This is a genomic window from Citrobacter koseri ATCC BAA-895, assembly GCF_000018045.1.
Classification (GTDB): domain Bacteria; phylum Pseudomonadota; class Gammaproteobacteria; order Enterobacterales; family Enterobacteriaceae; genus Citrobacter_B; species Citrobacter_B koseri.
Genome location: NC_009792.1, coordinates 218,053 through 243,347 on the forward strand (window position 1 = coordinate 218,053; position 25,295 = coordinate 243,347).

The 25,295-nt window shown below is 55.7% G+C and carries 18 protein-coding genes and 1 pseudogene; 14 read left to right on the plus strand and 5 right to left on the minus strand.

Annotated features, from left to right (window positions below; all coding sequences use genetic code 11):
• The first annotated feature begins 1 nt into the window (after position 1).
• From purL to glnB, 5 genes are all read left to right on the plus strand, one after another.
• Positions 2-3,889: a phosphoribosylformylglycinamidine synthase gene (gene purL / locus CKO_RS01045; RefSeq protein WP_024130111.1), complete on the plus strand. Its 3,888-nt coding sequence runs from the start codon at positions 2-4 to the stop codon at positions 3,887-3,889.
• Between the two features lie 608 nt (positions 3,890-4,497).
• Positions 4,498-5,928, plus strand: coding sequence for a two component system sensor histidine kinase QseE/GlrK (gene qseE / locus CKO_RS01055; protein ID WP_071818847.1), 1,431 nt, complete (start codon positions 4,498-4,500; stop codon positions 5,926-5,928).
• Positions 5,929-5,951: 23 nt separating this feature from the next.
• Positions 5,952-6,695 (plus strand): two-component system QseEF-associated lipoprotein QseG, encoded by a 744-nt coding sequence (gene qseG, locus CKO_RS01060; protein WP_048902375.1) that lies wholly within the window; start codon positions 5,952-5,954, stop codon positions 6,693-6,695.
• Positions 6,695-8,029 carry a two-component system response regulator GlrR gene (glrR, locus tag CKO_RS01065; protein WP_024130114.1) on the plus strand — a complete coding sequence of 445 codons (1,335 nt, stop codon included), beginning with the start codon at positions 6,695-6,697 and terminating at the stop codon, positions 8,027-8,029. The genes qseG and glrR overlap by 1 nt, the downstream gene beginning before the upstream one ends.
• Before the next feature lie 76 nt (positions 8,030-8,105).
• Positions 8,106-8,444, plus strand: a complete 339-nt coding sequence (glnB, locus tag CKO_RS01070) for a nitrogen regulatory protein P-II (protein WP_002914032.1) — start codon at positions 8,106-8,108, stop codon at positions 8,442-8,444.
• On the opposite strand, the pseudogene CKO_RS23750 reads toward glnB, so the two are convergent.
• Together CKO_RS23750 and hmpA are read right to left on the minus strand one after the other, a co-directional pair.
• Positions 8,441-8,536: pseudogene (locus CKO_RS23750) on the minus strand (hypothetical protein); the annotation flags it as partial. The gene glnB and the pseudogene CKO_RS23750 sit on opposite strands and share 4 nt — an antisense overlap.
• Before the next feature lie 4 nt (positions 8,537-8,540).
• Positions 8,541-9,731, minus strand: coding sequence for an NO-inducible flavohemoprotein (hmpA, locus tag CKO_RS01075; protein WP_012131231.1), 1,191 nt, complete (start codon positions 9,729-9,731; stop codon positions 8,541-8,543).
• Between the two features lie 325 nt (positions 9,732-10,056).
• On the opposite strand from hmpA, the gene glyA reads away from it, so the two are divergent.
• Positions 10,057-11,310 carry a serine hydroxymethyltransferase gene (glyA, locus tag CKO_RS01080; protein WP_024130115.1) on the plus strand — a complete coding sequence of 418 codons (1,254 nt, stop codon included), beginning with the start codon at positions 10,057-10,059 and terminating at the stop codon, positions 11,308-11,310.
• Between the two features lie 184 nt (positions 11,311-11,494).
• On the opposite strand, the gene CKO_RS01085 is transcribed toward glyA, so the two are convergent.
• Positions 11,495-12,688 (minus strand): ROK family transcriptional regulator, encoded by a 1,194-nt coding sequence (locus tag CKO_RS01085; RefSeq protein WP_012131234.1) that lies wholly within the window; start codon positions 12,686-12,688, stop codon positions 11,495-11,497.
• Between the two features lie 114 nt (positions 12,689-12,802).
• Here CKO_RS01085 and CKO_RS01090 point away from each other — a divergent pair, with 114 nt between their 5' ends.
• From CKO_RS01090 to CKO_RS01105, 4 genes are all read left to right on the plus strand, one after another.
• Positions 12,803-16,069, plus strand: coding sequence for a DUF5107 domain-containing protein (locus CKO_RS01090; RefSeq protein WP_012131235.1), 3,267 nt, complete (start codon positions 12,803-12,805; stop codon positions 16,067-16,069).
• A 71-nt stretch (positions 16,070-16,140) separates the two neighbouring features.
• A complete protein-coding gene (locus tag CKO_RS01095; protein ID WP_012131236.1) occupies positions 16,141-17,580 on the plus strand; it encodes a sugar porter family MFS transporter in 1,440 nt (479 codons plus the stop codon).
• Entirely contained in the window at positions 17,580-18,422 is an 843-nt protein-coding gene (locus CKO_RS01100) for an aldose 1-epimerase (protein ID WP_012131237.1), read from the plus strand. Before CKO_RS01095 ends, CKO_RS01100 begins: the two co-directional genes overlap by 1 nt.
• Before the next feature lie 88 nt (positions 18,423-18,510).
• The gene (locus CKO_RS01105) at positions 18,511-19,650 is read left to right on the plus strand and encodes a 3-phenylpropionate MFS transporter (protein WP_012131239.1); all 1,140 of its coding nucleotides are present in this window, start codon (positions 18,511-18,513) and stop codon (positions 19,648-19,650) included.
• Here the strand turns inward: CKO_RS01105 and csiE are convergent.
• Positions 19,645-20,922 (minus strand): stationary phase inducible protein CsiE, encoded by a 1,278-nt coding sequence (gene csiE / locus CKO_RS01110; protein ID WP_012131241.1) that lies wholly within the window; start codon positions 20,920-20,922, stop codon positions 19,645-19,647. The genes CKO_RS01105 and csiE overlap by 6 nt on opposite strands.
• Before the next feature lie 124 nt (positions 20,923-21,046).
• On the opposite strand from csiE, the gene CKO_RS01115 reads away from it, so the two are divergent.
• Positions 21,047-21,685: a DUF1007 family protein gene (locus CKO_RS01115; RefSeq protein ID WP_012131242.1), complete on the plus strand. Its 639-nt coding sequence runs from the start codon at positions 21,047-21,049 to the stop codon at positions 21,683-21,685.
• Positions 21,676-22,656: a nickel/cobalt transporter gene (locus CKO_RS01120; protein WP_012131243.1), complete on the plus strand. Its 981-nt coding sequence runs from the start codon at positions 21,676-21,678 to the stop codon at positions 22,654-22,656. Before CKO_RS01115 ends, CKO_RS01120 begins: the two co-directional genes overlap by 10 nt.
• Before the next feature lie 104 nt (positions 22,657-22,760).
• On the opposite strand, the gene suhB is transcribed toward CKO_RS01120, so the two are convergent.
• The gene (gene suhB, locus CKO_RS01125; RefSeq protein WP_024130116.1) at positions 22,761-23,564 is read right to left on the minus strand and encodes an inositol-1-monophosphatase; all 804 of its coding nucleotides are present in this window, start codon (positions 23,562-23,564) and stop codon (positions 22,761-22,763) included.
• Between the two features lie 118 nt (positions 23,565-23,682).
• Between suhB and trmJ the strand changes: the two genes are divergently transcribed.
• Together trmJ and iscR are read left to right on the plus strand one after the other, a co-directional pair.
• Positions 23,683-24,414, plus strand: a complete 732-nt coding sequence (trmJ, locus tag CKO_RS01130; RefSeq protein WP_012131245.1) for a tRNA (cytosine(32)/uridine(32)-2'-O)-methyltransferase TrmJ — start codon at positions 23,683-23,685, stop codon at positions 24,412-24,414.
• Between the two features lie 231 nt (positions 24,415-24,645).
• The gene (gene iscR, locus CKO_RS01135) at positions 24,646-25,137 is read left to right on the plus strand and encodes a Fe-S cluster assembly transcriptional regulator IscR (RefSeq protein WP_012131246.1); all 492 of its coding nucleotides are present in this window, start codon (positions 24,646-24,648) and stop codon (positions 25,135-25,137) included.
• Positions 25,138-25,295 lie beyond the last annotated feature (158 nt).

Genomic DNA, 25,295 nt, shown 5'->3' on the forward strand with positions numbered 1-25,295 from the left:
TATGATGGAAATTCTGCGTGGTTCGCCTGCACTGTCTGCATTCCGTATTAACAAACTGCTGGCGCGTTTTCAGGCGGCCAATCTTCAGGTCCACAATATTTACGCTGAGTATGTCCATTTTGCTGACCTGAGCGCCCCCTTAAACGAGGATGAGCACGCGCAACTTGCACGTTTGCTGAAATATGGGCCGAGCTTAAGCAGCCATACCCCTGAAGGAAAGCTGCTGCTGGTCACGCCGCGTCCTGGCACCATCTCCCCCTGGTCTTCCAAAGCGACTGATATCGCCCATAACTGCGGTCTGCAACAGGTAAGCCGCCTGGAGCGCGGCGTTGCATACTACGTTGAAGCCGCTACGCTCACGGCTGAACAGTGGCAGACGATTGCCGCTGAACTGCACGACCGGATGATGGAGACCGTGTTCTCTTCTTTATCTGATGCGGAAAAACTGTTTGTTCATCACCAGCCTGCGCCGGTTGCCAGTGTGGATCTGCTGGGTGAAGGGCGTCAGGCGCTGACTGACGCCAACCTGCGTCTGGGTCTGGCGCTGGCGGATGACGAAATTGATTACCTGCAAGACGCCTTCACGAAACTGGGGCGCAATCCGAACGATATCGAACTGTATATGTTCGCGCAGGCAAACTCCGAACACTGTCGCCATAAGATTTTTAACGCTGACTGGGTTATCGACGGGAAACCGCAGCCGAAGTCGCTGTTTAAGATGATCAAAAACACCTTTGAAACCACGCCGGATCATGTGTTGTCTGCCTATAAAGATAACGCGGCGGTGATGGAAGGTTCTGACGTGGGACGCTACTTCGCTGACCACGAGAGCGGTCGCTATGACTTCCATCAGGAGCCTGCGCATATTCTGATGAAGGTGGAAACCCATAACCACCCGACGGCAATCTCGCCGTGGCCGGGCGCGGCGACCGGTTCCGGTGGTGAGATTCGTGATGAAGGCGCAACCGGACGCGGCGCGAAGCCAAAAGCAGGTCTGGTGGGCTTCTCCGTGTCTAACCTGCGTATTCCGGGTTTTGAGCAGCCGTGGGAAGAAGATTTTGGTAAACCAGAGCGTATCGTTACCGCGCTGGACATTATGACCGAAGGCCCGCTGGGCGGCGCGGCGTTTAATAATGAATTTGGTCGCCCGGCGTTGAACGGGTACTTCCGTACTTACGAAGAAAAAGTAAACAGCCACAACGGCGAAGAGCTACGCGGCTACCACAAGCCGATCATGCTGGCGGGCGGGATCGGCAACATCCGCGCCGATCACGTACAGAAAGGCGAGATCGTCGTTGGCGCGAAGCTGATCGTGCTCGGAGGGCCGGCGATGAACATTGGTCTGGGGGGCGGGGCGGCGTCCTCTATGGCTTCTGGTCAGTCGGATGCGGATCTCGATTTTGCCTCCGTACAGCGTGATAACCCGGAAATGGAACGTCGCTGCCAGGAAGTGATCGACCGCTGCTGGCAGTTAGGCGATGCCAACCCGATCCTGTTTATTCACGACGTCGGGGCAGGCGGTCTCTCCAACGCGATGCCGGAGCTGGTGAGCGACGGCGGGCGCGGCGGTAAATTTGAGCTGCGCGATATCCTCAGCGATGAGCCGGGCATGAGCCCGCTGGAAATCTGGTGTAACGAGTCTCAGGAGCGTTATGTGCTGGCCGTGGCCGCCGACCAGTTGCCGCTGTTTGATGAGTTGTGCAAGCGTGAGCGCGCGCCGTATGCGGTGATCGGTGAGGCCACCGAAGAACAGCATCTGTCCCTGAACGACAGTCATTTCGATAATCAACCGATCGATCTGCCGCTGGACGTGCTGCTGGGTAAAACGCCGAAAATGACCCGCGACGTGCAGACGCTGACAGCGAAAGGCGATGCGCTGGATCGTGCTGATATCACGATCGCTGACGCGGTTAAACGGGTTCTGCATCTGCCGACCGTGGCGGAGAAAACATTTCTGGTGACCATCGGCGACCGTACCGTGACCGGTATGGTGGCGCGCGATCAGATGGTCGGCCCGTGGCAGGTGCCGGTGGCGAACTGCGCGGTGACCACCGCCAGCCTCGACAGCTACTACGGCGAAGCGATGTCTATCGGTGAACGTGCGCCGGTAGCGCTGCTGGACTTTGCCGCTTCCGCCCGTCTGGCCGTTGGCGAAGCGCTGACGAACATCGCCGCGACCCAGATTGGTGATATCAAACGCATCAAGCTGTCCGCAAACTGGATGGCGGCGGCCGGTCATCCGGGTGAAGATGCCGGTCTGTATGACGCGGTGAAAGCGGTAGGCGAAGAACTCTGCCCGCAGCTTGGCCTGACGATTCCGGTGGGCAAAGACTCTATGTCGATGAAAACCCGCTGGCAGGAAGGCAACGAGCAGCGCGAAATGACCTCGCCGCTGTCGCTGGTGATTTCCGCGTTTGCCCGCGTGGAAGATGTGCGTCATACCGTCACGCCGCAGCTCTCGACCGAAGATAACGCGCTGCTGCTGATCGATTTGGGTCAGGGGCATAACGCGCTGGGCGCAACGGCGCTGGCGCAGGTGTATCGTCAACTGGGCGACAAACCGGCAGACGTGCGCGATGTGGCGCAGTTGAAAGGCTTCTACGATGCGATTCAGGCGCTGGTGGCGCAGCGTAAACTGCTGGCGTATCACGACCGTTCCGACGGCGGCCTGCTGGTCACGCTTGCCGAGATGGCCTTTACCGGTCACTGCGGCATCCAGGTCGATATTGCAACATCTGGCGACGATCGTCTGGCGGCGCTGTTTAACGAAGAGCTGGGCGCAGTGATTCAGGTGCGGGCGGCCGATCGCGAAGCGGTCGAGGCGCTGCTGGCGAAGCATGGTCTGAGTGACTGCGTACACTATTTAGGTCAGGCCGTTTCCGGCGACCGTTTTGTGATTGAATCCAATGGGCAGGTTGTCTTCAGCGAAAGCCGCACCACGCTTCGTACCTGGTGGGCGGAAACGACCTGGCAGATGCAGCGCCTGCGCGACAACCCGGAATGTGCCGATCAGGAACATGACGCAAAAACCAACGATGCCGACCCGGGTCTGAACGTGAAATTGTCGTTCGATATCAATGAAGATATCGCCGCGCCGTATATTGCTACCGGCGCGCGTCCGAAGGTTGCCGTACTGCGCGAACAGGGCGTGAACTCCCACGTTGAGATGGCGGCGGCGTTCCATCGTGCGGGCTTTGACGCGATTGATGTGCATATGAGCGATCTGCTGGCTGGCCGTATTGGGCTGGGTAATTTCCAGGCGCTGGTTGCCTGTGGCGGTTTCTCTTACGGTGACGTGCTGGGCGCGGGTGAAGGCTGGGCGAAATCGATTCTGTTCAACAATCGCGTACGCGACGAGTTCGAAACGTTCTTCCACCGCCCGCAGACGCTGGCGCTTGGCGTATGTAACGGTTGCCAGATGATGTCTAACCTGCGTGAACTGATTCCAGGGAGCGAGCTGTGGCCGCGTTTTGTGCGTAACCATTCTGACCGTTTTGAAGCGCGCTTCAGCTTGGTGGAAGTGACCCAAAGCCCGTCTCTGCTGTTGCAGGGAATGGTTGGCTCACAGATGCCTGTCGCGGTGTCCCACGGTGAAGGGCGCGTTGAAGTGCGTGACGATGCGCATCTGGCAGGGCTGGAAAGCAAAGGTCTGGTTGCGCTGCGTTATGTCGATAACTTCGGTAAGGTTACGGAAAACTACCCGGCCAACCCGAACGGATCGCCAAACGGCATCACCGCCGTTACCACGGAGAACGGTCGCGCCACCATTATGATGCCGCACCCGGAGCGCGTCTTCCGCACCGTCAGCAACTCCTGGCACCCGGAAAACTGGGGCGAAGACAGTCCGTGGATGCGTATTTTCCGCAATGCGCGTAAGCAGTTAGGTTAATCCGCACGTAAATGGCCCGATAAGCAAAGCGCTATCGGGCCTGGACATACGCGTAGGCCGGATAAGGCGAAGCCGCCATCCGGCAAGGAAGCTTCCGTGAGGGAGCTTTTTTTTGCCCTGCCATCAACCATAAAGGTGTCGGGAAATGCCGACATCAGCAGATTGTTTGTGTCGCCAAAAGGAGACATTTAACTCATTGATTTACAAAGATGGCGTAAGGTTTGTTTTTAGGTGTCTCTGAATGGCGACACCTTGCTGAAATTTTGTTCGTTTTGTAACGGTGATGATTTCTCTATAAAACCAAATAAAATCATAATGTTAATTATTTGTTTTTAAAATTGGCACACTTACTGCATAATAGTAACCAGTGGCTCATTCACCTTCTTATGTCAGCCCCTTCGGGAAGCGCTACATAAACTTCGAATGACGCACAACAAGGTGCCTGCCGTCCAACTTCTGATAATAGCGTCGCTTTATCAACCACCGGGCGAAACGTCGAGTTAGGCACCGCCTTATTCCATAACAAAGCCGGGTTAATCCCGGCTTTGTTGTATCTGATGTTCCCCTCGGTTAGCATCCTTGTATCCTTATCCGATGAGAGTAACGCCTTGAAGCGCTGGTCTGTTTTCCCCCGGTCCTTGCGACAACTGGTTATGCTGGCATTTCTGCTGATTCTGTTGCCTTTGTTGGTACTGGCCTGGCAGGCCTGGCAAAGTCTCAACGCGCTCAGCGCCCAGGCGGCGCAGACTAACCGCACCACGCTGATAGATGCCCGGCGCAGCGAAGCGATGACCAACGTGGCGCTGGAGATGGAGCGCAGCTACCGGCAATATTGCGTGCTCGACGACCGTACGCTGGCGAAGGTGTATCAGAGCCAGCGAAAACGCTACAGCGAAATGCTGGACGCACATGCGGGAGTATTGCCGGACGCTAAACTTTACCAGGCGCTACGCGATGATCTGAACGGTCTTGCACAATTACAGTGTAAAAATAGCGGCCCTGACGCTACCGCCGCCGCGCGGCTGGAGGCTTTTGCCAATGCCAATACGGAAATGGTGCAGGCAACGCGCACGGTGGTGTTCTCGCGCGGGCAGCAGTTACAGCAGGAAATCGCAGAGCGCGGACAATTCTTCGGCTGGCAGGCGCTGGTGCTGTTTCTGGTCAGTCTGGCGATGGTACTGCTTTTTACAAGGATGATCATTGGGCCGGTGAAAGGGATAGAACGGATGATTAACCGGCTGGGAGAAGGGCGCTCTCTGGGGAATACCGTGTCGTTTACCGGGCCGCGCGAGCTGCGTTCGGTGGGGCAGCGCATTATCTGGTTGAGTGAACGTCTGTCCTGGCTGGAATCCCAACGGCATCAGTTTTTACGTCACCTGTCGCATGAGCTGAAAACGCCGCTGGCCAGTATGCGCGAAGGGACAGAGCTGCTGGCCGATCAGGTCGTGGGGCCGTTGACGCCGGAGCAAAAAGAGGTCGTCGGCATTCTGGACGATAGCAGCCGCAACTTACAGAAGTTGATTGAGCAACTGCTTGATTACAACAGGAAACTGGCAGACAGCGCGATTGAGATGGAAACCGTGGAGCTTGAACCGCTGGTGGATATGGTGGTTTCCGCTCACAGTTTGCCTGCGCGCGCTAAAATGATGCATACCGAGGTCAGGCTGGCTATCGACAGCTGTCTGGCCGAGCCGATGCTATTAATGAGCGTGCTGGACAATCTTTATTCCAATGCGGTGCACTATGGCGCTGAATCCGGTAACATTTGTATTCGCAGCAATGTATATGGTTCAAAGGCGCACATTGATGTGATCAATACGGGCACGCCGATCCCGGAAGCGGAAAGGGCCATGATTTTTGAACCCTTTTTCCAGGGAAGCCATCAGCGTAAAGGTGCGGTGAAGGGGAGCGGATTAGGGTTAAGTATCGCCAGGGACTGCATCCGTCGTATGCAGGGGGAACTGTATCTGGTCGATGAGAATGCGCAAGAAGTTTGCTTTCGTATAGAACTGCTGCTATCTGCATCGAAAAACCACTAAAAATGAAGCTAAGCCTGGTGAGTATGCCACACGTTTTTGTTCGAGTTCTGAAGCGATTATTTCCCCGAAGAGGATGGTTAGCGAGTGTGCCTTGCCTGGTGCTGATGGGGTGCGCGCCACATGCCGCGAAGCATGTCGTAAATGATGCGTCGCAGGAAAAAATTCCACCGTATCAGCTGGCGGATTATCTCTCTACCGACTGTTCGGATATCTGGTTACTCAAAGGACCATCGACGGATAACAATCCGCTTTACTGGCAGCGGGCGATTGATTGTGCCGATCGCCTGTTGCCCGTTCAGTCACGCAATGAAGCGCGGGCGCTGGAAGATGGCAGCTGGCAGAACACGTTCAAACGCGGGATTCTGCTGGCGGATGCTAAAATTACGCCCCTTGAACGGCGCGATATGGTCACTCGCCTCGATGCGCTAAGCGCGCAAATTCCCGCTCAGGTGCGCCCGCTTTATCAGCTCTGGCGCGACGGTCAGGCGCTACAATTACAGCTTGCCGAAGAGCGCCAGCGTTACAGTAAACTCCAGCAAGCGTCGGATAGCGAGCTTGATACGTTGCGTCAGCAGCATCAGCACTTACAGGCGCAGCTCGATCTCACGACGCGCAAGCTGGAGAATCTGACTGATATTGAGCGCCAGCTCTCCACGCGCAAACCCGCAGGCAACTACAATCCTGACGCGACACACGGAAATGACAAACCCGCAGCGCCTGATGACGGCGCATCTTCCACACTGCCACAAGATGAGGTAACGCCATGATAAGCCGCAAACCGGCACATCTGCTGCTCGTGGACGATGATCCGGGGCTGTTGAAACTGCTGGGGATGCGCCTGACCAGCGAAGGCTACAGCGTCGTGACGGCGGAAAGCGGTCAGGAAGGGCTGCGCGTACTGAATCGCGAGAAAGTGGATCTGGTCATTAGCGATCTGCGGATGGATGAAATGGATGGCATGCAGCTGTTCACGGAAATCCAGAAAGTCCAGCCTGGCATGCCCGTCATCATTTTGACCGCACACGGCTCCATTCCTGATGCGGTGGCGGCGACGCAAAAAGGCGTGTTTAGCTTTCTGACCAAACCGGTCGATAAAGATGCGCTGTATCAGGCCATTGATGACGCGCTTGAACAATCGGCGCCAGCAATGGACGACAGCTGGCGCGAATCAATCGTTACGCGCAGTCCGTTGATGATACGCCTGCTGGAACAGGCGCGGATGGTGGCGCAATCGGATGTCAGCGTGCTGATTAACGGGCAAAGCGGCACCGGGAAAGAGATTTTCGCGCAGGCTATCCATAACGCCAGCCCGCGCAGCAGTAAACCTTTCATCGCCATTAACTGCGGCGCGCTGCCGGAACAGCTACTGGAGTCCGAACTGTTTGGCCACGCGCGCGGGGCGTTTACCGGCGCGGTCAGCAACCGTGAAGGGTTATTTCAGGCGGCGGAAGGCGGCACGCTGTTTCTTGACGAAATCGGCGATATGCCCGCGCCGTTACAGGTTAAGCTGCTGCGCGTTCTGCAAGAGCGCAAAGTCAGACCGCTTGGCAGCAATCGCGATATCGATATTGATGTGCGCATTATCTCCGCAACGCACCGCGATCTGCCTAAGGCGATGGCGCGGGGTGAATTTCGCGAAGACTTATATTACCGTCTGAACGTGGTGAGTCTGAAGATCCCGACGCTGGCGGAGCGTACGGAAGATATTCCGCTGCTGGCGAATCATCTTCTGCGCCAGTCAGCAGAGCGGCATAAACCGTTTGTGCGGGCGTTTTCAACGGATGCGATGAAGCGTCTGATGACCGCAAGCTGGCCGGGAAACGTGCGTCAGTTGGTGAACGTTATTGAGCAGTGCGTGGCGTTAACTTCCTCGCCGGTCATCAGCGACGCGCTGGTGGAGCAGGCGCTGGAAGGCGAAAATACGGCGCTGCCGACGTTTGTTGAGGCGCGTAATCAGTTTGAGCTTAACTACTTGCGTAAACTGCTGCAAATCACCAAAGGGAATGTCACCCATGCGGCGAGAATGGCAGGGCGTAACCGGACGGAATTTTATAAGCTGCTCTCGCGCCATGAGTTAGATGCAAACGATTTCAAAGAGTAGTTTTCATGCCGTAAAGTAGCGTGAATTATGTTACGTTTATCAGATTAAAAGACAGGCGACCTTTTCAAGGAATAGCATGAAAAAGATTGATGCGATTATTAAACCCTTCAAGCTGGACGACGTCCGTGAAGCGCTGGCTGAGGTAGGCATTACCGGTATGACGGTTACCGAAGTGAAAGGCTTTGGGCGTCAGAAAGGCCATACCGAGCTGTACCGTGGCGCGGAATATATGGTGGATTTTCTGCCGAAGGTGAAAATTGAAATCGTGGTGACCGACGATATCGTGGATACCTGCGTTGACACCATTATTCGCACCGCGCAGACGGGGAAAATCGGTGACGGTAAAATTTTCGTCTTTGACGTTGCGCGCGTGATTCGTATTCGTACCGGCGAAGAAGACGACGCGGCAATTTAAGCCGCGTCGTGCTTGCCGGATGGCGGTGTAAACACTTTATCCGGCCTACAAAATCCCGTAGGCCTGATAAGCGCAGCGCCATCAGGCATGACTTAATTACAGCACTTTATGTGGGCCGAAGCATTCGTAATGAATGTTTTCGCTTTTCACGCCCAGCCCTGTCAGCTGCTTCGCAGCAAACTGCATAAAGCCGACCGGACCGCACAGATAAAACTGCATTGCCGGATCGCTGATCGCACTTTCCAGTTTGTTCAAATCCATCAGACCTGTGCTGTCGAACGCGCCATTCGCACGATCGGCTTCTGTCGGTTCGCGATACCAGGTATGTGCGGTAAAGCGCGGCAGGGTTTTACCCAGCTCGCTCACTTCATCTGCAAACGCATGCACGTCGCCGTTTTCCGCCGCGTGGAACCAGTTCACCTGCGCGGTGTGGTTGGCTTTGGTCAGCGTATCCAGCATGGCCAGCATTGGAGTCTGGCCTACGCCTGCGGAAATCAGAGAAACAGGCGTGTCCGTTGCGACATCCATGAAGAAATCACCTGCCGGAGCGGCTAAGTGGACGATATCGCCGACGCTTGCGTGGTTGTGCAGCCAGCTGGAAACCTGACCGCCATCTTCACGCTTAACTGCGATGCGATAACCTTTACCATCCGGCTTGCGGGTCAGGGAATACTGACGGATCTCCTGATGCGGGAAGCCTTCCGGTTTCAGCCAGACCCCCAGGTATTGACCCGGATGATATTCTGCGACCGGGCCGCCATCGACCGGTTCAAATTCAAAGCTGGTAATCAGGGCGCTGCGCGGCGTTTTCGCGACGATGCGGAACGGACGAGTGCCTTCCCAGCCGCCATTCTTGCTGGCGTTTTCGCTGTAGATTTGCGCTTCGCGATTGATAAAGACATTGGCCAGAACGCCATACGCTTTACCCCAGGCATCCAGCACTTCCTGGCCTGGGCTGAACATTTCGTCCAGCGTTGCCAGCAGGTGGCCACCAACGATGTTGTACTGTTCTGGTTTGATCTGGAAACTGGTGTGCTTCTGGGCGATTTTTTCTACCGCAGGCAGCAGCGCAGGCAGGTTTTCGATATTGCTGGCATAGGCCGCGATGGCGTTAAACAGCGCTTCACGTTGATCGCCATTTCGCTGGTTACTCATGTTAAAAATTTCTTTGAGTTCAGGGTTGTGGGTAAACATGCGATCGTAGAAATGGGCGGTCAGTTTTGGACCGGTTTCAACCAGCAGGGGAATGGTGGCTTTTACTGTGGCGATGGTTTGAGCGTCAAGCATACTGTCTTCCTTTATCTGAGACTTTAATGATGTATGTCAAATACATCTTATAAAAAATAACCCTGTATTGTAAATGGTTCTTTGTAACTTTGCGTTTTTAACGTTACAACGTGAAAAATCTGCATCACAAACCTGAAAAGAAATCCGTTGAAATTCGTAAGGTCTTCATTCGACAAAGCCTTGTACAGTATGAAGGTAATCGTTTGCGTAAAATCCTTTGTCAAGACCTGTTATCGCAGAATGATTCGGTTATACTGTTGGCCGTTGTCCCACGGGATTGCCTTTTTAGGCCAAAATTTATCGTTAGCTGAGTCAGGAGATGCGGATGTTAAAGCGTGAAATGAACATTGCCGATTATGATGCCGAACTGTGGCAGGCTATGGAGCAGGAAAAAGTACGTCAGGAAGAGCACATCGAACTGATCGCCTCCGAAAACTACACCAGCCCGCGCGTGATGCAGGCGCAGGGGTCTCAGCTGACCAACAAATACGCTGAAGGATATCCGGGCAAGCGCTACTACGGCGGTTGCGAATATGTGGATGTCGTTGAGCAACTGGCGATTGACCGCGCGAAAGAACTGTTTGGCGCAGACTACGCCAACGTCCAGCCGCACTCTGGTTCTCAGGCTAACTTCGCGGTCTACACTGCGCTGCTGCAACCGGGCGACACCGTTCTGGGTATGAACCTGGCGCAAGGTGGCCACCTGACTCACGGTTCTCCGGTAAACTTCTCCGGTAAACTGTACAACATCGTGCCTTACGGCATCGATGAGTCCGGTAAAATTGACTACGAAGAGATGGCGAAGCTGGCTCAGACTCATAAACCGAAGATGATCATCGGCGGCTTCTCTGCTTATTCCGGCGTCGTTGACTGGGCAAAAATGCGTGAAATTGCCGACAGCATTGGCGCGTACCTGTTTGTTGATATGGCGCACGTCGCGGGTCTTATCGCCGCAGACGTTTATCCGAACCCGGTTCCGCATGCTCACGTTGTGACCACCACCACGCACAAAACCCTGGCGGGTCCGCGCGGCGGCCTGATCCTGGCGAAAGGCGGTGACGAAGAGTTGTACAAAAAACTGAACTCTGCCGTTTTCCCTAGTGCTCAGGGTGGCCCGCTGATGCATGTGATCGCCGGTAAAGCGGTGGCGCTGAAAGAAGCGATGGAACCGGAGTTCAAAGTCTACCAGCAGCAGGTTGCCAAAAACGCCAAAGCGATGGTGGAAGTGTTCCTGAACCGTGGCTACAAAGTGGTTTCCGGCGGTACGGAGAACCACCTGTTCCTGCTGGATCTGGTGGACAAAAACCTGACCGGTAAAGAAGCTGACGCCGCGCTGGGTCGTGCCAACATCACCGTTAACAAAAACAGCGTGCCGAACGATCCGAAGAGCCCGTTTGTTACTTCCGGTATCCGTATCGGTTCTCCGGCCATTACGCGTCGCGGCTTTAAAGAAGCAGAAGCCAAAGAGCTGGCTGGCTGGATGTGCGATGTGCTGGACAACATCAACGATGAAGCGGTTATCGAGCGCATCAAAGGCAAAGTGCTGGACATCTGCGCACGCTTCCCTGTTTACGCGTAAGCGATACGCCTGGCATCGTGAAAAAGGCTTCCTGCGGGAAGCCTTTTTTATTTCCGGGTCACGCCGTGCGGGCGAATCCAGGCGTGACTTTGATACCCGGTTATATGAATAATTTTAATACCACGCCGGTGGTTTTTCGGTCGACAAGCGAGTCTCCTTTCATCGCAGGGTGTCGGACTTATACTCAGAGCGCGTTTAGCTGTGATTCGACGTACAGATAGCCGATCCCCATCAACTGTTGCGAACGACTGAGTGTGCCAAAGCCGATCCGGGTGGACCTTGCCTGCGGGTTATCGCCATGATCAAAGGGATTAAACCCCGTTTGCTGCACCAGCGTATTCAGCCAGCTTTCGCCAAAGGCGCAACTGCGGCCATAAATCCAGATTTGGTTAATATTCAGGATATTCAGAAAGTTATATAAACTCAGGCCAATCGCGCTGGCGGCGTGTTCCACCCAGGCCTGGATGCGGACATCGCCCTGTTGCCAGGCGGTAATCAGTTGATCGATGGTGATAGTTTCTGGGTCGCAATCCGCCGTGGGCTGCGTTTTCATCCACCGTCGGGCCTGTTTTTTAAGCGCGCTGAGCGAGGCCACGGTTTCCAGACAGCCGTAGCGGCCGCAATCACAGGCTACCCCGTCCGGGTTGACGATGGTATGTCCGATCTGACCGCTGCCATACAAACTGCCGCGCCAGATGTTGTCGTTGATGACGAAGGAGGAACCAATCCCGTAATCGACGTTAATGACGCAGAAATCGCGGTTTGCCGCCGGGTTTTGCCACTTCTCCGCCAGCGCCAGCATCACGCAGTCATTGTCTAACCGCACCTGTACGCCGAGCATCTCCTCCAGCAGATATTTAATCTCAACCGGGGTTTTCCACGGTGCCTGCGGCATGGTTTTTGACGCCCCGGTAATGGGATCGACCTGACCGTGAACGCCTAATGCCAGATTGATGGTCACGTCGGGATAGCGCTGACGATATTCCCGCCAGTGCGCGGCAAGCGCGGTCAGCAAGGCTTTTGGCGAACCGGCATTGATCTCCGCATGGCGCCAGTCGCCCACGGCGACCAGACGCGCATCTGCCAGCTGGCTGGTGATGCTGGTGGGCGTCACGTTCATGCACAGCGTCCAGTCTCCCTGTTCGGGCAGATGATAGCTGCCGCTACTCAGCCCTCGTTGGCTTAACGTCTCCCGGGAATGGCAAATTCTTCCCTCATCGATCAACACCTCCAGAATATTGCTGACCGCCGGAATCGACAGGCCGCTGAGCTGCGCCAGCCGGGATTTACTGAGCTGTTTTTCACGCCACAGGTGCGACAGAAAGATCTGCTTGTTGGCTTGCCTGACCCGGGCGTTATTGAACCCTGTACGCTGCATACACTTAACTACCTTAACTATATTGCGTGAGCATTGCGTATTTTAACGCCAGTTATCTGCCCCAGAATAGCAGCAAGGTGAAATTTTACTTTTGTTTGTTTAGTGGAGAATGACATGTACGGTTCAGTTAAGGTCTGGCAGGAAACACTCTCACTCCCTACGTGGACAACCGGCGAAGAAGATCCGAACCCGATGTTCCTGGAAAAGCGGGTTTATCAGGGGTCTTCAGGCGCGGTTTATCCTTATGGCGTCATCGATACGCTGACCGGTGAACGTGAAATGCGCGAGTATCAGGCAGTCTGGATGGAGAATGATTTTATTCGCATCATGCTGTTGCCGGAGCTGGGCGGACGTATTCATCGCGCGTATGACAAAGTGCAGCAGCGTGATTTTGTTTACTACAACGAAGTGGTGAAACCCGCGCTGGTCGGGCTGCTGGGGCCGTGGATCTCTGGTGGGATTGAATTTAACTGGCCGCAGCATCACCGTCCAACCACATTTATGCCGGTGGATTTTACCTGTCAGCAGGGCGAACACGGAGAACAAACCGTGTGGATGGGGGAAGTGGAACCTATGCGCGGCTTGCAGGTGATGACCGGATTTACGCTGTACCCCGATCGGGCATTAATTGAAATCACCGGAAAAGTCTTTAACGGCAACGCTACGCCGCGCCATTTTTTGTGGTGGGCGAACCCGGCGGTGAAAGGCGGAGACGACCACCAGAGCGTCTTCCCGCCGGACGTTACTGCCGTATATGACCACGGTAAACGGGATGTCTCCGCCTTTCCGATCGCGACGGGCACTTATTACAAAGTGGACTACTCCGCCGGCGTGGATATCTCGCGTTATAAAAATGTACCGGTGCCGACCTCTTATATGGCTGAAAAGTCAGATTATGATTTTGTCGGCGCCTGGCATCATGGCGAACGAGGGGGACTGCTGCATGTGGCCGACCACCATATTTCGCCGGGTAAAAAACAGTGGACGTGGGGATACGGTGATTTTGGCGTGGCCTGGGATCGCAACCTGACCGATGACAACGGCCCGTACATTGAACTCATGACCGGGGTCTTCACCGACAACCAGCCTGATTTTACCTGGCTTGCGCCGTATGAAGAGAAAGTCTTCGTGCAGAATTTCCTGCCCTACAGTGAACTGGGCATGGTGCAAAATGCCAGTACGCAGCTTGCGCTGCGCCTTGAGCGAGAAGGGAACCAGCTTTCATCCGGCGTTTATGCCGTTGCGCCGCTACATGACGTTCAGGTAACGCTTTGTGCCCAGGGGCAACCGTTCTTTGAAAAAACACTCACGCTGGAACCCGGTCAAAGCTGGCGCGCCGATCTTTCTGACGCGGGCCACGCGCGGGTGAAAATGACCGTTGCCCGTCGTGATGGCGTCACGCTGCTGGCGTATGAGGAGCATATCGCGGAGGACTTGCCGTTGCCGAAAGCGGCCTGCGCGCCCGAACTACCAGAGGCGCTGTCCTGTACTGATGAGCTCTATTTTATTGGTCAGCATCTGGAGCAGTACAACCATGCCAGCCGCTATGCAGAAGAGTATTACCAGCGAGCGCTGGACGTGGACCCGCATGACTATCGCAACAATGTCGCGCTGGGCACGCTGGCGCTGAATCGTGCGGACTGGGCGCAGGCAGAGCGCTGTGCGCAGTCCGCCTTACAGCGGGCGCATAAGCTCAATAAAAATCCGCGTGATGGGGAGGCGAGTATGCTGCTGGCCGCCGCGCTGGAACGCCAGGGCAAGGACGACCTCGCCCGTGAGCACTACTACAAAGCCAGCTGGAGCGGCAACTGTCGTGACGCGGCTTTCTGGTCGCTGGCGCGAATCGCCATGAAGCGGAATGATTACGCCGATGCGCTGGAGAAAGTGAATCTGAGTTTGCGCTTTAATGGCAGCAATAATCTGGCGATGGGGCTGAAAGCATTGGTTCTGGCCGGACTCGGGCGCACAACCGAAGCGCTGGCGTATATTTCACAGCAGCTTATTGAGTACCCGCTGAGTTACACCCTGCATTATGCGTGCTGGGCTATCCGTCAGGATGAGGCGACGCAAGAGGCGCTTATCGCCATTACCGGGCGCCGTGGCACCAACGCCTGCGAGCTGGCGGGCTGGCTGGTCTCTTGTGGGCAAAAAGAGGCCGCCCGCGCGGTGCTGACGCTGCTCGACAGCCAGGAGACGCTGCCCATGCTGTGGCGCGCATCGCTGAGTGATGATCCGCAACCGTTTATTGCGCAGGCTCGCGACTGTTTGCACAACCGCGTTCGTTTTCCCAACACGCTCGACGAAGTGCAAATGCTGCAAACGCTGTCGGATTGCGCCTTCGCTCGCTATCTGCTGGGTTGTTTCTGGTACAGCAAACGTTGTTATGAAGAGGCGGTGAATTGCTGGCAGTTTACGTTGGAGCAGGAACCGAATTTCGCGCCGGTGCATCGGCTGCTGGGGATTTACGCCTGGAACAAACAGCACGATGCGCAGAAAGCGCTGAAATACCTGTCTCAGGCGGTCGCGCTGGAGCCGAAGAATGCCCGCTTCCTGTTTGAGCTGGATTATCTGAACAAACTGATGGCAGCGCCAGCCGGGGCGCGTTTACAACAGCTGGAGGCCAGCAAAGAGATTGTTTTCCATCGCGACGATCTGACCGTGGAATTGCTTAGCGTATGGAATAGCCTCGGTCGCTACGAAGCGGCCGCCGGGGTGTTGCGCGAACGTGTTTTTCACCCCTGGGAAGGCGGGGAGGGCAAAGCCACCGGGCAATATTTACTGAATCAGATCCATCAGGCGCTGGAAGCTATTCGCCGTGGCGAGCCGCAAAACGCCACCGTTTTGCTTCAGCAGGCGTTGCACTATCCGCACAATCTCGGCGAGGGGCGTTTACCGGGACAAACGGATAATGACATCTGGTATTTGCTGGGCTATTGCGCGCGCCAGCAAGGTCATCATGATGAGGCGCAGCGCTATTTCACCCGCGCGACTCGCGGAGGCAGCTCGCTGGACGCGGGACGTTACTACAATGACCAGCCGGTGGATTATCTCTTCTGGCAGGGGATGGCGCTGAAAGCGTCAGGTGACTGCACTGAAGCGAACCTTCTTTTCCAGAGTTTCCTGCAATGGGTGGAGACGCAGCGTGACAAGGTTCCCGACGTCGATTTCTTCGCCGTATCGTTACCGGATCTGGTCGTGCTGGATACACCCGCGCAGGAGAAACACCAGCAGCACTGCCTGTTCATTACCGCGCTGGGCCATCTGGGGCTGGGCGATATCCCGGCGTGCCAGCAGGCGCTAAACGCGCTCCTGCAACGCAATCCGACGCATGACAAGGCGCAGCTGCTGCGCCATGCGCTCAACGTACCGTTATTTCAATAGACCCTGAACAGGTGGAGGCGACTCCACCTGAAACCTGCTGTTCCCTGCGTTTCCCTGAAAGAGGAATCATAATGAATAACACGCAGACACATTTAAGAATCGGTTATGTCTGGACTATCTGTCTGGTTGCCGCCTGCGGCGGCTTGCTGTTTGGCTATGACTGGGTGGTGATTGGCGGCGCCAAACCGTTCTACGAAGCCTATTTTTCAATTACCGATCCCGCGCAGTCCGGCTGGGCGATGAGTTCAGCGCTGGTCGGCTGTATCTTTGGTGCACTGATGTCCGGCTGGTGCGCTGATAAATTTGGGCGAAAAATGCCGCTGATTCTGGCCGCGATCCTATTCAGCGCATCGTCCTGGGGAACCGCTGTCGCCAGCAATTTCGATATGTTTGTGATTTACCGTATCGTTGGCGGCGTAGGAATCGGCCTGGCGTCCGCCCTTAGCCCGCTGTACATCGCGGAAGTCAGCCCGGCGGAGAAGCGTGGACGTTTTGTGGCGGTCAACCAACTCACGATCGTGATCGGCGTGCTGGCGGCTCAGCTCATTAACCTGATGATTGCTGAACCGGTGGCGACCGACGCGACCCGGCAGGCGATTGTTGAAAGCTGGAATGGGCAGATGGGCTGGCGCTGGATGTTCGGCGCGGAACTGGTGCCTGCGCTGGCGTTTCTGGTTCTGATGTTCTTTGTGCCGGAATCACCGCGCTGGCTGGTCAAAGCGGGCAAACCTGAACGCGCCCGCGCCATGCTGCAACGGATTGGCTCAGCGGAGTATGCCGGGCAGACGTTGCGGGAAATAGAACATACTCTGCTGAAAGACAACCACAAAGTGGCCTGGTCAACGCTGTTGCAGCCGCAGATTAAACCGATTGTCATCATCGGCATGGTGCTGGCCGTCTTCCAGCAATGGTGCGGGATCAATGTGATCTTCAACTATGCGCAGGAGATCTTCGCTTCCGCAGGGTTTGATATCAACGGAACGTTAAAATCCATTGTCGCCACAGGGATCATTAACCTCGTCTTCACCCTCGCAGCGCTGCCGCTGGTCGATAAAATTGGTCGCCGAAAACTGATGCTGTTTGGCGCTTCAGGACTCACGGTGATTTATGTACTGATTGCCGCCGCTTACGGGATGGGGATTATGGGCTGGCCGGTTCTGGTGCTGGTGCTGGCGGCTATTGCGATTTACGCCCTGACGCTGGCGCCTGTCACCTGGGTTCTGTTGTCGGAAATCTTCCCGAACCGCGTCCGTGGTCTGGCGATGTCGCTGGGGACGCTGGCGCTCTGGATTGCCTGCTTCCTGCTGACCTACACGTTCCCGCTGCTTAATGCGGGGCTGGGAGCGGCGGGCAGTTTCCTGCTTTACGGCGTTATCTGCGCGATGGGGTATTTCTACGTGCTGCGCAATGTGCCTGAAACGAAAGGCGTGACGCTGGAGGCGCTGGAAGAGCAACTGGCGACGCGGCATGTGAAATCCAGCCCGTCAGCTCAACAGCGAAGCGCACGGTAATGGACGATACGCTGACATTACAAAACACGCATCTGCGGATGCGTGTTGATCCACAGGGCGGCAGATTGTTGAGTTTATTTTCATTAGCACATCAGCAGGCCGTTTTACGTGAAGGATGCGGCGTAAAACCCGGCGAATGCGGCCTGTTCCCCATGCTGCCGGTCGCTAATCGCATTGCCGAAAACCGTTTTTTGTTCCGGGGAGAGGTGGTGAATCTTCCCCGGCATGAGGAGGATGCCGTTTTCTTTCTGCACGGTGACGGCTGGCTCAGGCGCTGGGATACGATTGCCGTTCATGAGGACGCCTGTCATCTGCGTTCAGGTCGTCAAATGGCGTGCGGTTATGATTATGTCGCAGATCTTCACTATCAGCTGGACGCCGCTGTGCTTCATGCCTCGCTGACGATAACGCACCGGGGAGAACGACCGATGCTTTATGGTTGCGGATTCCACCCGTACTTTGCTTTTGATCGTCACAGTACCGTGCAGTTTGCCGCCAGCGGTTACTGGCCGGAAGGTAAGCAGCATCTGCCGCAGGAATGGCAAAGCGATATTCCCCGGCAGGCGGATTTTTCCGGCGCGCAATATGGCGAGGATGCGTGGCTTAACGTAGGGTATTCCGGCTGGAGCGGGCGGGCGATTGTGCAGCGTGATGTGATGAAGGTCACGCTTTTATCGCAAACGCCCTGGCTTATGCTATTCAGAATGCAAGGGGAGTCATTCTTGTGTCTGGAACCGCAGTCGCATCCGGTAAATGCCCACAACATGCCGGGGCAACCGGGACTCCAGGCTTTAGCTCAGGGAGACCAGTGCCATTTCGCGATGCAAATCGCTGTTGTTTAGGCCAAAAAAGATGTTATTCGCCTGTTAATGCTCTCTTGCGCCAGCCTGCATTTATCGCCAGACTATCGCCTCCATACGGGAGGGAATCATGGTTTTGCACTCCACGCGCTGGCTGGCGCTCGGTTATTTTACCTACTTCTTTAGCTACGGTATTTTTCTGCCATTCTGGAGCGTCTGGCTTAAAGGCCTGGGACTGACGCCGGAAACCATCGGTCTCCTGCTGGGGGCGGGGCTGGTGGCGCGTTTCCTCGGTAGCCTGTTGATTGCGCCACGGGTGAGCGATCCTTCCCGCTTGATTTCTGCGTTACGCCTTCTGGCGCTGCTGACGCTGGTGTTTGCCCTCGCATTCTGGGCAGGGACGCACGTTGCGTGGCTGATGGTGGTGATGATCGGTTTTAACCTCTTCTTCTCGCCGCTGGTGCCGCTCACCGATGCGCTGGCCAATACCTGGCAAAAACAGTTAACGATGGACTATGGCCGGGTGCGTTTGTGGGGGTCCATTGCGTTTGTGATCGGCTCGGCGTTGACCGGGAAGCTGGTGAGCCTCTTTGATTATCAGGCGATTCTGGGGCTATTGACGCTTGGGGTGGCCTCGATGCTGCTAGGTATGCTGCTGCGACCGAGCGTATTACCGCAGGGGGAAAGCCGTCATCAGGAGAGCGCGGGCTGGCCTGCCTGGCGTACGCTCGTTGTTCAGAGCTGGCGCTTTCTCGCCTGCGTGTGCCTGCTGCAAGGCGCGCATGCCGCTTATTACGGCTTCAGCGCGATTTACTGGCAGGGGGCGGGCTATTCCGCCTCGGCAGTGGGGTATTTGTGGTCGCTGGGCGTGGTGGCGGAAGTGGTTATTTTTGCGCTGAGCAACAAACTGTTCCGCCGTTTTAGCGCTCGCGATCTGCTATTGCTCTCCGCCGTATGCGGCGTCATTCGCTGGGGATTAATGGGCTGGAGCACCGCGCTGCCGTGGTTGATAGCGATCCAGATTCTGCATTGCGGCACTTTTACCGTTTGCCATCTGGCCGCGATGCGTTACATCGCCGCTCGCCAGGGAAGCGAAGTGATTCGTCTACAGGCGGTCTATTCTGCCGTGGCGATGGGCGGCAGCATTGCCATCATGACTGTATTCGCCGGATTCCTGTATCAGCATTTAGGGAACGGCTTATTCTGGGTGATGGCATTGGTGGCGTTGCCTGCTATTTTCTTACGGCCTAACGTCGCCGCGTCATCATGATTCCAGTATTTTGCGGATCTGCTGCTGTTGGTGTGCGGTAAGCGACAGGTCTGCATGAATCAACGGCGGCGAAAAGAGCGGCAGCGGTGTGGCATACGGGGTGACAATCAGCGCCACGCCGCGCGGCGAACCGTCTTTCTGGAAGGTCTGCGTCGGCACATGCTTAATATTGAGCGGCAGGAGCGTCAGTTCTCGTAATTGCTGCTCAATATGTGCCTCCAGTTCGCCGTTATTGCCTGTCAGTAACACGATCTGCTTTTCGTGCAGGTCGTTCTCCTGCATCAGCCATGCGCCAAAAATCACCGCGACCAGCCCTGTCTCTTCATCAGAGAAACGCACACCGTATTCGCTTTCAAACCCGGCGAGGGCGTCACGCGTGGTGCGCACCAGCCGAGGGTAGAGGCGACTGAACTCTTCCGGCAGCGTGTTATCAATACCAATGGCGAATAAACTTCGGCTCAGCGCCTGGGCAAGGTGCACATAGAGTTGGTCGTTAAGTCCTTGTTCGTCGCTGAAGCGTACCTGCCCCATTTCCCGAAAGCGCAACACCAGTCGGGCGACAGCCAGGCGCAGGCGGCGATCCTGCTGATGGTTGTCGTGGATAGGGTCGGGGATGCGAATCATGGAAAACAGTAAAGCCATAAACAGCGTTTCGTCGGGCGGCGCGTTTTGCATGACGCGGCGCTGCCAGTGACGGCCAATCTCCAGCGCGAGCGGGTATTCGGCGCAGGACTGCGCCCACTGTTTCTGTAGCGGATTAAACGCCGGTGCGATGCCCGCATGATGCTGTAGCAGGCAATATTGTAAAAACAGCCGCAGAAACTGCACATCCCGGCATTCAAACGGTTTTTGCAGCCGCCGCGAGCAAAGGTTGATCAGCGCATGCAGATTGGTATCGTCATACAACGTACGCGCGATCCCTCTCCGTTTAAGCTCGGTTTTTAATGCCGGCGTAAACTGTTGCGTAATGAAAGTCGGGCATATGCGTAAGCCGCGTCTGAGCCAGTGTAAAAGGCACAAACGTTGGTTGAGCGCAGCCCCCTCGATTCGGTAGCGTCCGTTCTGACCCGTTGTGATGGCGAGTCGATGATAGCGCTGGATCTCCAGGCCTGTTTCGGTGATATCCTCACGGGCAATTTCATCATCGACGCCATTGAGCGCGCTGAATGTTTCCGTGGTGGCGATTTGCCCCGGCTGGAAAAGCGTCAGTAAAACCCGGCAGCGGCGCTGGGGAGCAGAAAGTACAGACGGCGAAGTAAGCGTTGGCATCATCTGTCTGGTCTCCCGTTAGTTTGTTTGATAAGGATAGCTAAAGTTTGTGCGTGGAAATGGTTATAAGAGGGCTTTACGCCAGGAATGCTGGCGAGCATCACAGAATTTTTAACGTGAGGAACAGATGCAATTAGTTAAACGCAGCGCTTTAACACTCTTTCTCGCTGTTTTATCTTTCACAGCGCAGGCGCACCCTCATAGCTTTATTCGATTGCAGACGCAACTGGTGAGTGAAAACGATCGGTTTGTGGCGCTAAAAATGCGCTGGACGATGGATGAAATCACCTCCGCCGACCTGCTTTACGACGCGGGAGACGCGAAGCCCGGTTCGGAGATCTGGAAAAAGCTGGCGGCGGAAGTGATGGCGAACGTGCTCGGCCAGCACTACTTCACCGAAGTGTGGCACAACGGACAAAAGGTTAAGTTTAAAAATCGCCCGACGGAATACGGAATGGAACGGGAAGCGCACCAGGCGGTGTTGACGTTTGTCCTGCCGTTGGCTGAACCGCAGCCGCTGAGCGGCCAGACTTATACTTTCTCGACCTTCGATCCCACATACTATGTGGATATGAGCTACGCCAACGATCGGGACGCCTCATTGCCGCAGGCGTTAAGCACACAATGCAGCATAAGCGTGCATACGCCGACGCCGAGTGAAGAGACGCTCAGTTTTGCGCAGTCGCTGGATAAAGAAGACGCGCCGCCGGAGGATATGGATTTGGGTAAACAGTTCGCGCAGAAGGTAACGGTGCAATGTCAGTAATCTCCCAACAACGCCCGCGCTCCCGACGCTGGCTGCCGCTGTGGCCGCTGGCGGTATTTCTGTTGCTGGCCATCGCGGGTGGGCTGTGGTTATGGCAGGCCTGGCCGCAGGTGATGGTGAAAAGCATTGTCTGGCAGCGGGAAGTGAATCAGCAGATGAGCGCCTTATTAAAAGCGGTGGCGGCGAATCCGACACAGGCGGGCGGTTCGCTGCTGTTGTTTAGCTTTCTGTATGGCGTACTCCATGCGCTGGGGCCGGGTCATGGAAAAGTGGTGATTACCACATGGCTGGCGACGCATCCATCAAAGCTGAAATCAAGCATCGGCCTGACGCTGGCCTCATCGTTGTTGCAGGGGCTGGTGGCCATTGCGCTGGTGGTTGTGGTGCTGACGGTATTGCAGCTTCCGGCGAGGCAGTTACATCTGAGCAGCTTCTGGCTGGAGAAGGGCAGTTATGCGTTAGTCGGCGTGCTGGGAATATTGCTTTGCTGGCGGGCGCTAAAGACGCTTCGCGCGCTGCTGCGCAAGCCGAAATTTATCTCATTTACGCCGCATCATGTTCACCACGAACATTGCGGCTGTGGGCATCAGCATCTGCCGAACCCAGAGCAACTCAGGAATGGCGATGACTGGCGCGCGCGGCTGATGATTATTCTGTCGATGGGGATGCGCCCCTGTTCCGGCGCGATTATGGTGCTGCTGTTCAGTAAAGTTATTGGCGTCTTTAGTTGGGGAATGGCGTCGGCGCTGGCGATGGCGGCGGGAACCTCGCTGACCATTACCTCTCTGGCGTTGCTGGTTCACAGTTTCCGCGCACTGGCGGTAAAATTAAGCGGCAATAAAACGCCGGTATTGTGGCGGCAAGTGGGATGGACAACGCTGGCGTTAGCCGGTGGCGTGATTTTGGTTGTGGCGGCGGTGGTGATGTGGATGAGTGCGGTGCCGGTGGGCAGGGGATTAAGACCGTTTTAGCACAGTTGTAGGATGAATGCCTGATGGCGCTTCGCTTATCAGGCCTACGGGAAACTCCCCTGGTAGGCCTGATAAGGCGCTAGCCGTCATCCGGCATCAAACGATTAACGCTTCAGCGCATCGCTCAATTCGTCACGCATGCTTGCCAGCATCGCTTTAACCACGCGTGGGTTACCGGCCACGATGTTACCGGTCGTCATGTAGTTATGGCCGCCGGTAAAGTCGCTGACGATACCGCCCGCTTCACGCACCAGCAGTTCGCCGCCGGCGAAATCCCACGGACGCAGACCGATCTCAAAGAAACCGTCAACGCGACCCGCAGCCACATACGCCAGATCCAGCGCAGCAGAACCGGTGCGACGGAAGTCAGCGCATTCGGTGAACAGTTTGCTAACGATATTAATGTAGGTGGTCGCATACTGTTTGGCTTTGAACGGGAAACCGGTCGCCAGGATGGTGCCATCCAGGTCGCGCGCGGTGCTGCCGCGCAGACGGTAACCGTTCAGCTGTGCGCCCTGACCGCGAGTGGCGGTGAACAGTTCGTTACGCATAGGATCGTAAACTACCGCGACTTCAGTACGGCCTTTGATGCGTACGGCGATAGATACCGCGAAGTGCGGCAGACGTTTGATAAAGTTGGTGGTGCCATCCAGTGGATCGATAACCCATTGAACATCCTGATCGGTACCTTCATGTTCACCGCTTTCTTCGGTAATGATGGTGTGCTGTGGGTAAGATTTGCGGATCGTTTCGATAATAATCGCTTCGGCGGCTTTATCGACGTTGGTCACAAAATCATTGCTGCCTTTCTGGCTGGTTTCTACTGAGTCAGGCGTTTCGTAGTGTTTGGCAATTACATTACCCGCCTTGCGCGCTGCGCGCACGGCGATGGTCAGCATCGGATGCATCGATCTCTCTCACTGGATGTTAAAGAACGGGAAAACGGCGCAGAGTATAGCAGCGAGTTCGGAATATGTCTCCGTTTTATGATAATATGCCCGAATAATCTTTAGCCGAAGAAAGACAATGCTGCAAAATATTCGAATTGTGCTGGTGGAAACCTCTCACACCGGCAATATGGGTTCTGTTGCCCGCGCCATGAAAACAATGGGTTTAACAAACCTGTGGCTGGTAAATCCGTTGGTCAAGCCGGATTCCCAGGCTATCGCGCTGGCGGCTGGCGCCAGCGATGTGATCGGCAATGCGCAGATCGTCGATACGCTCGATGACGCGCTGGCAGGGTGTAGCCTGGTGGTCGGCACCAGTGCGCGTTCCCGCACGCTGCCGTGGCCGATGCTGGACCCGCGCGAATGCGGTCTGAAAAGCGTGGCGGAAGCCGTGAATACGCCGGTTGCGCTGGTCTTTGGCCGCGAGCGCGTTGGTCTGACCAACGACGAACTGCAAAAATGCCATTACCATGTGGCGATTGCCGCAAACCCGGAATACAGCTCGCTCAACCTGGCGATGGCGGTACAGGTGATCGCCTACGAAGTGCGTATGGCCTGGCTGGCAACGCAGGAAAACGACGAGACGGCGGAACATGAAGAGACGCCATATCCGCTGGTGGACGACCTGGAACGTTTTTACGGCCATCTGGAGCAGACGCTGCTTTCAACCGGCTTTATCCGTGAAGGCCATCCGGGGCAGGTCATGAACAAACTGCGTCGTCTGTTTACGCGTGCGCGCCCGGAAAGCCAGGAACTGAACATCCTGCGCGGCATTCTTGCTTCTATTGAGCAGCAGAATAAAGGCAAGTAAGCGTGTTGATGCCGGATGGCTGCACGATTTGCAGGCCGAATATTGTAGGCCGGATAAGCGAAGCGCCATCCGGCAAACAGAAACGGCACTGAAGGTTAAATACCTGACTAAATTAGTCAAGTAAATAGTTGACTGATTTAGTCGGGAATGTCAGACTTGACCCTGCTATGCAATACCCCCATTTTACAATAAAAAACCCCGGGCAGGGGCGAGTTTGAGGTTAAGTAAGACATGAGACTGACATCTAAAGGGCGTTATGCCGTGACCGCAATGTTGGACGTTGCGCTCAACTCCGAAGCGGGCCCGGTACCGTTGGCTGATATTTCTGAACGTCAGGGAATTTCCCTTTCTTATCTGGAACAGCTGTTTTCACGTTTGCGTAAAAATGGTCTGGTTTCCAGCGTACGTGGCCCAGGCGGTGGTTATCTGTTGGGTAAAGACGCAGGTAGCATCGCGGTTGGCGAAGTAATTAGCGCTGTTGACGAGTCGGTAGATGCGACCCGTTGTCAGGGCAAAGGCGGCTGTCAGGGCGGCGATAAATGCCTGACGCATGCGCTGTGGCGTGATTTGAGTGACCGTCTGACCGGTTTCCTCAACAACATTACCTTAGGCGAACTGGTGAATAACCAGGAAGTTCTGGATGTGTCTGATCGTCAGCACACCCATGACGCGCCACGTAGCACCCGCACGCAAGACGCAATCGACGTCAAACTGCGCGCGTAATTTACCCGCCCTGTTTCGGGGCGCTGCTGCGTTGGCCGCGCTTGTTCATCCCGGTCACTTACTTATGTAAGCGCCTGGGTTTCACAAGCTTGCCGCCTTGCTGCACCGCAAAACAGTTAGGGTAAAAAATTATAATAGATTTCAGAATCAGGCCGGGG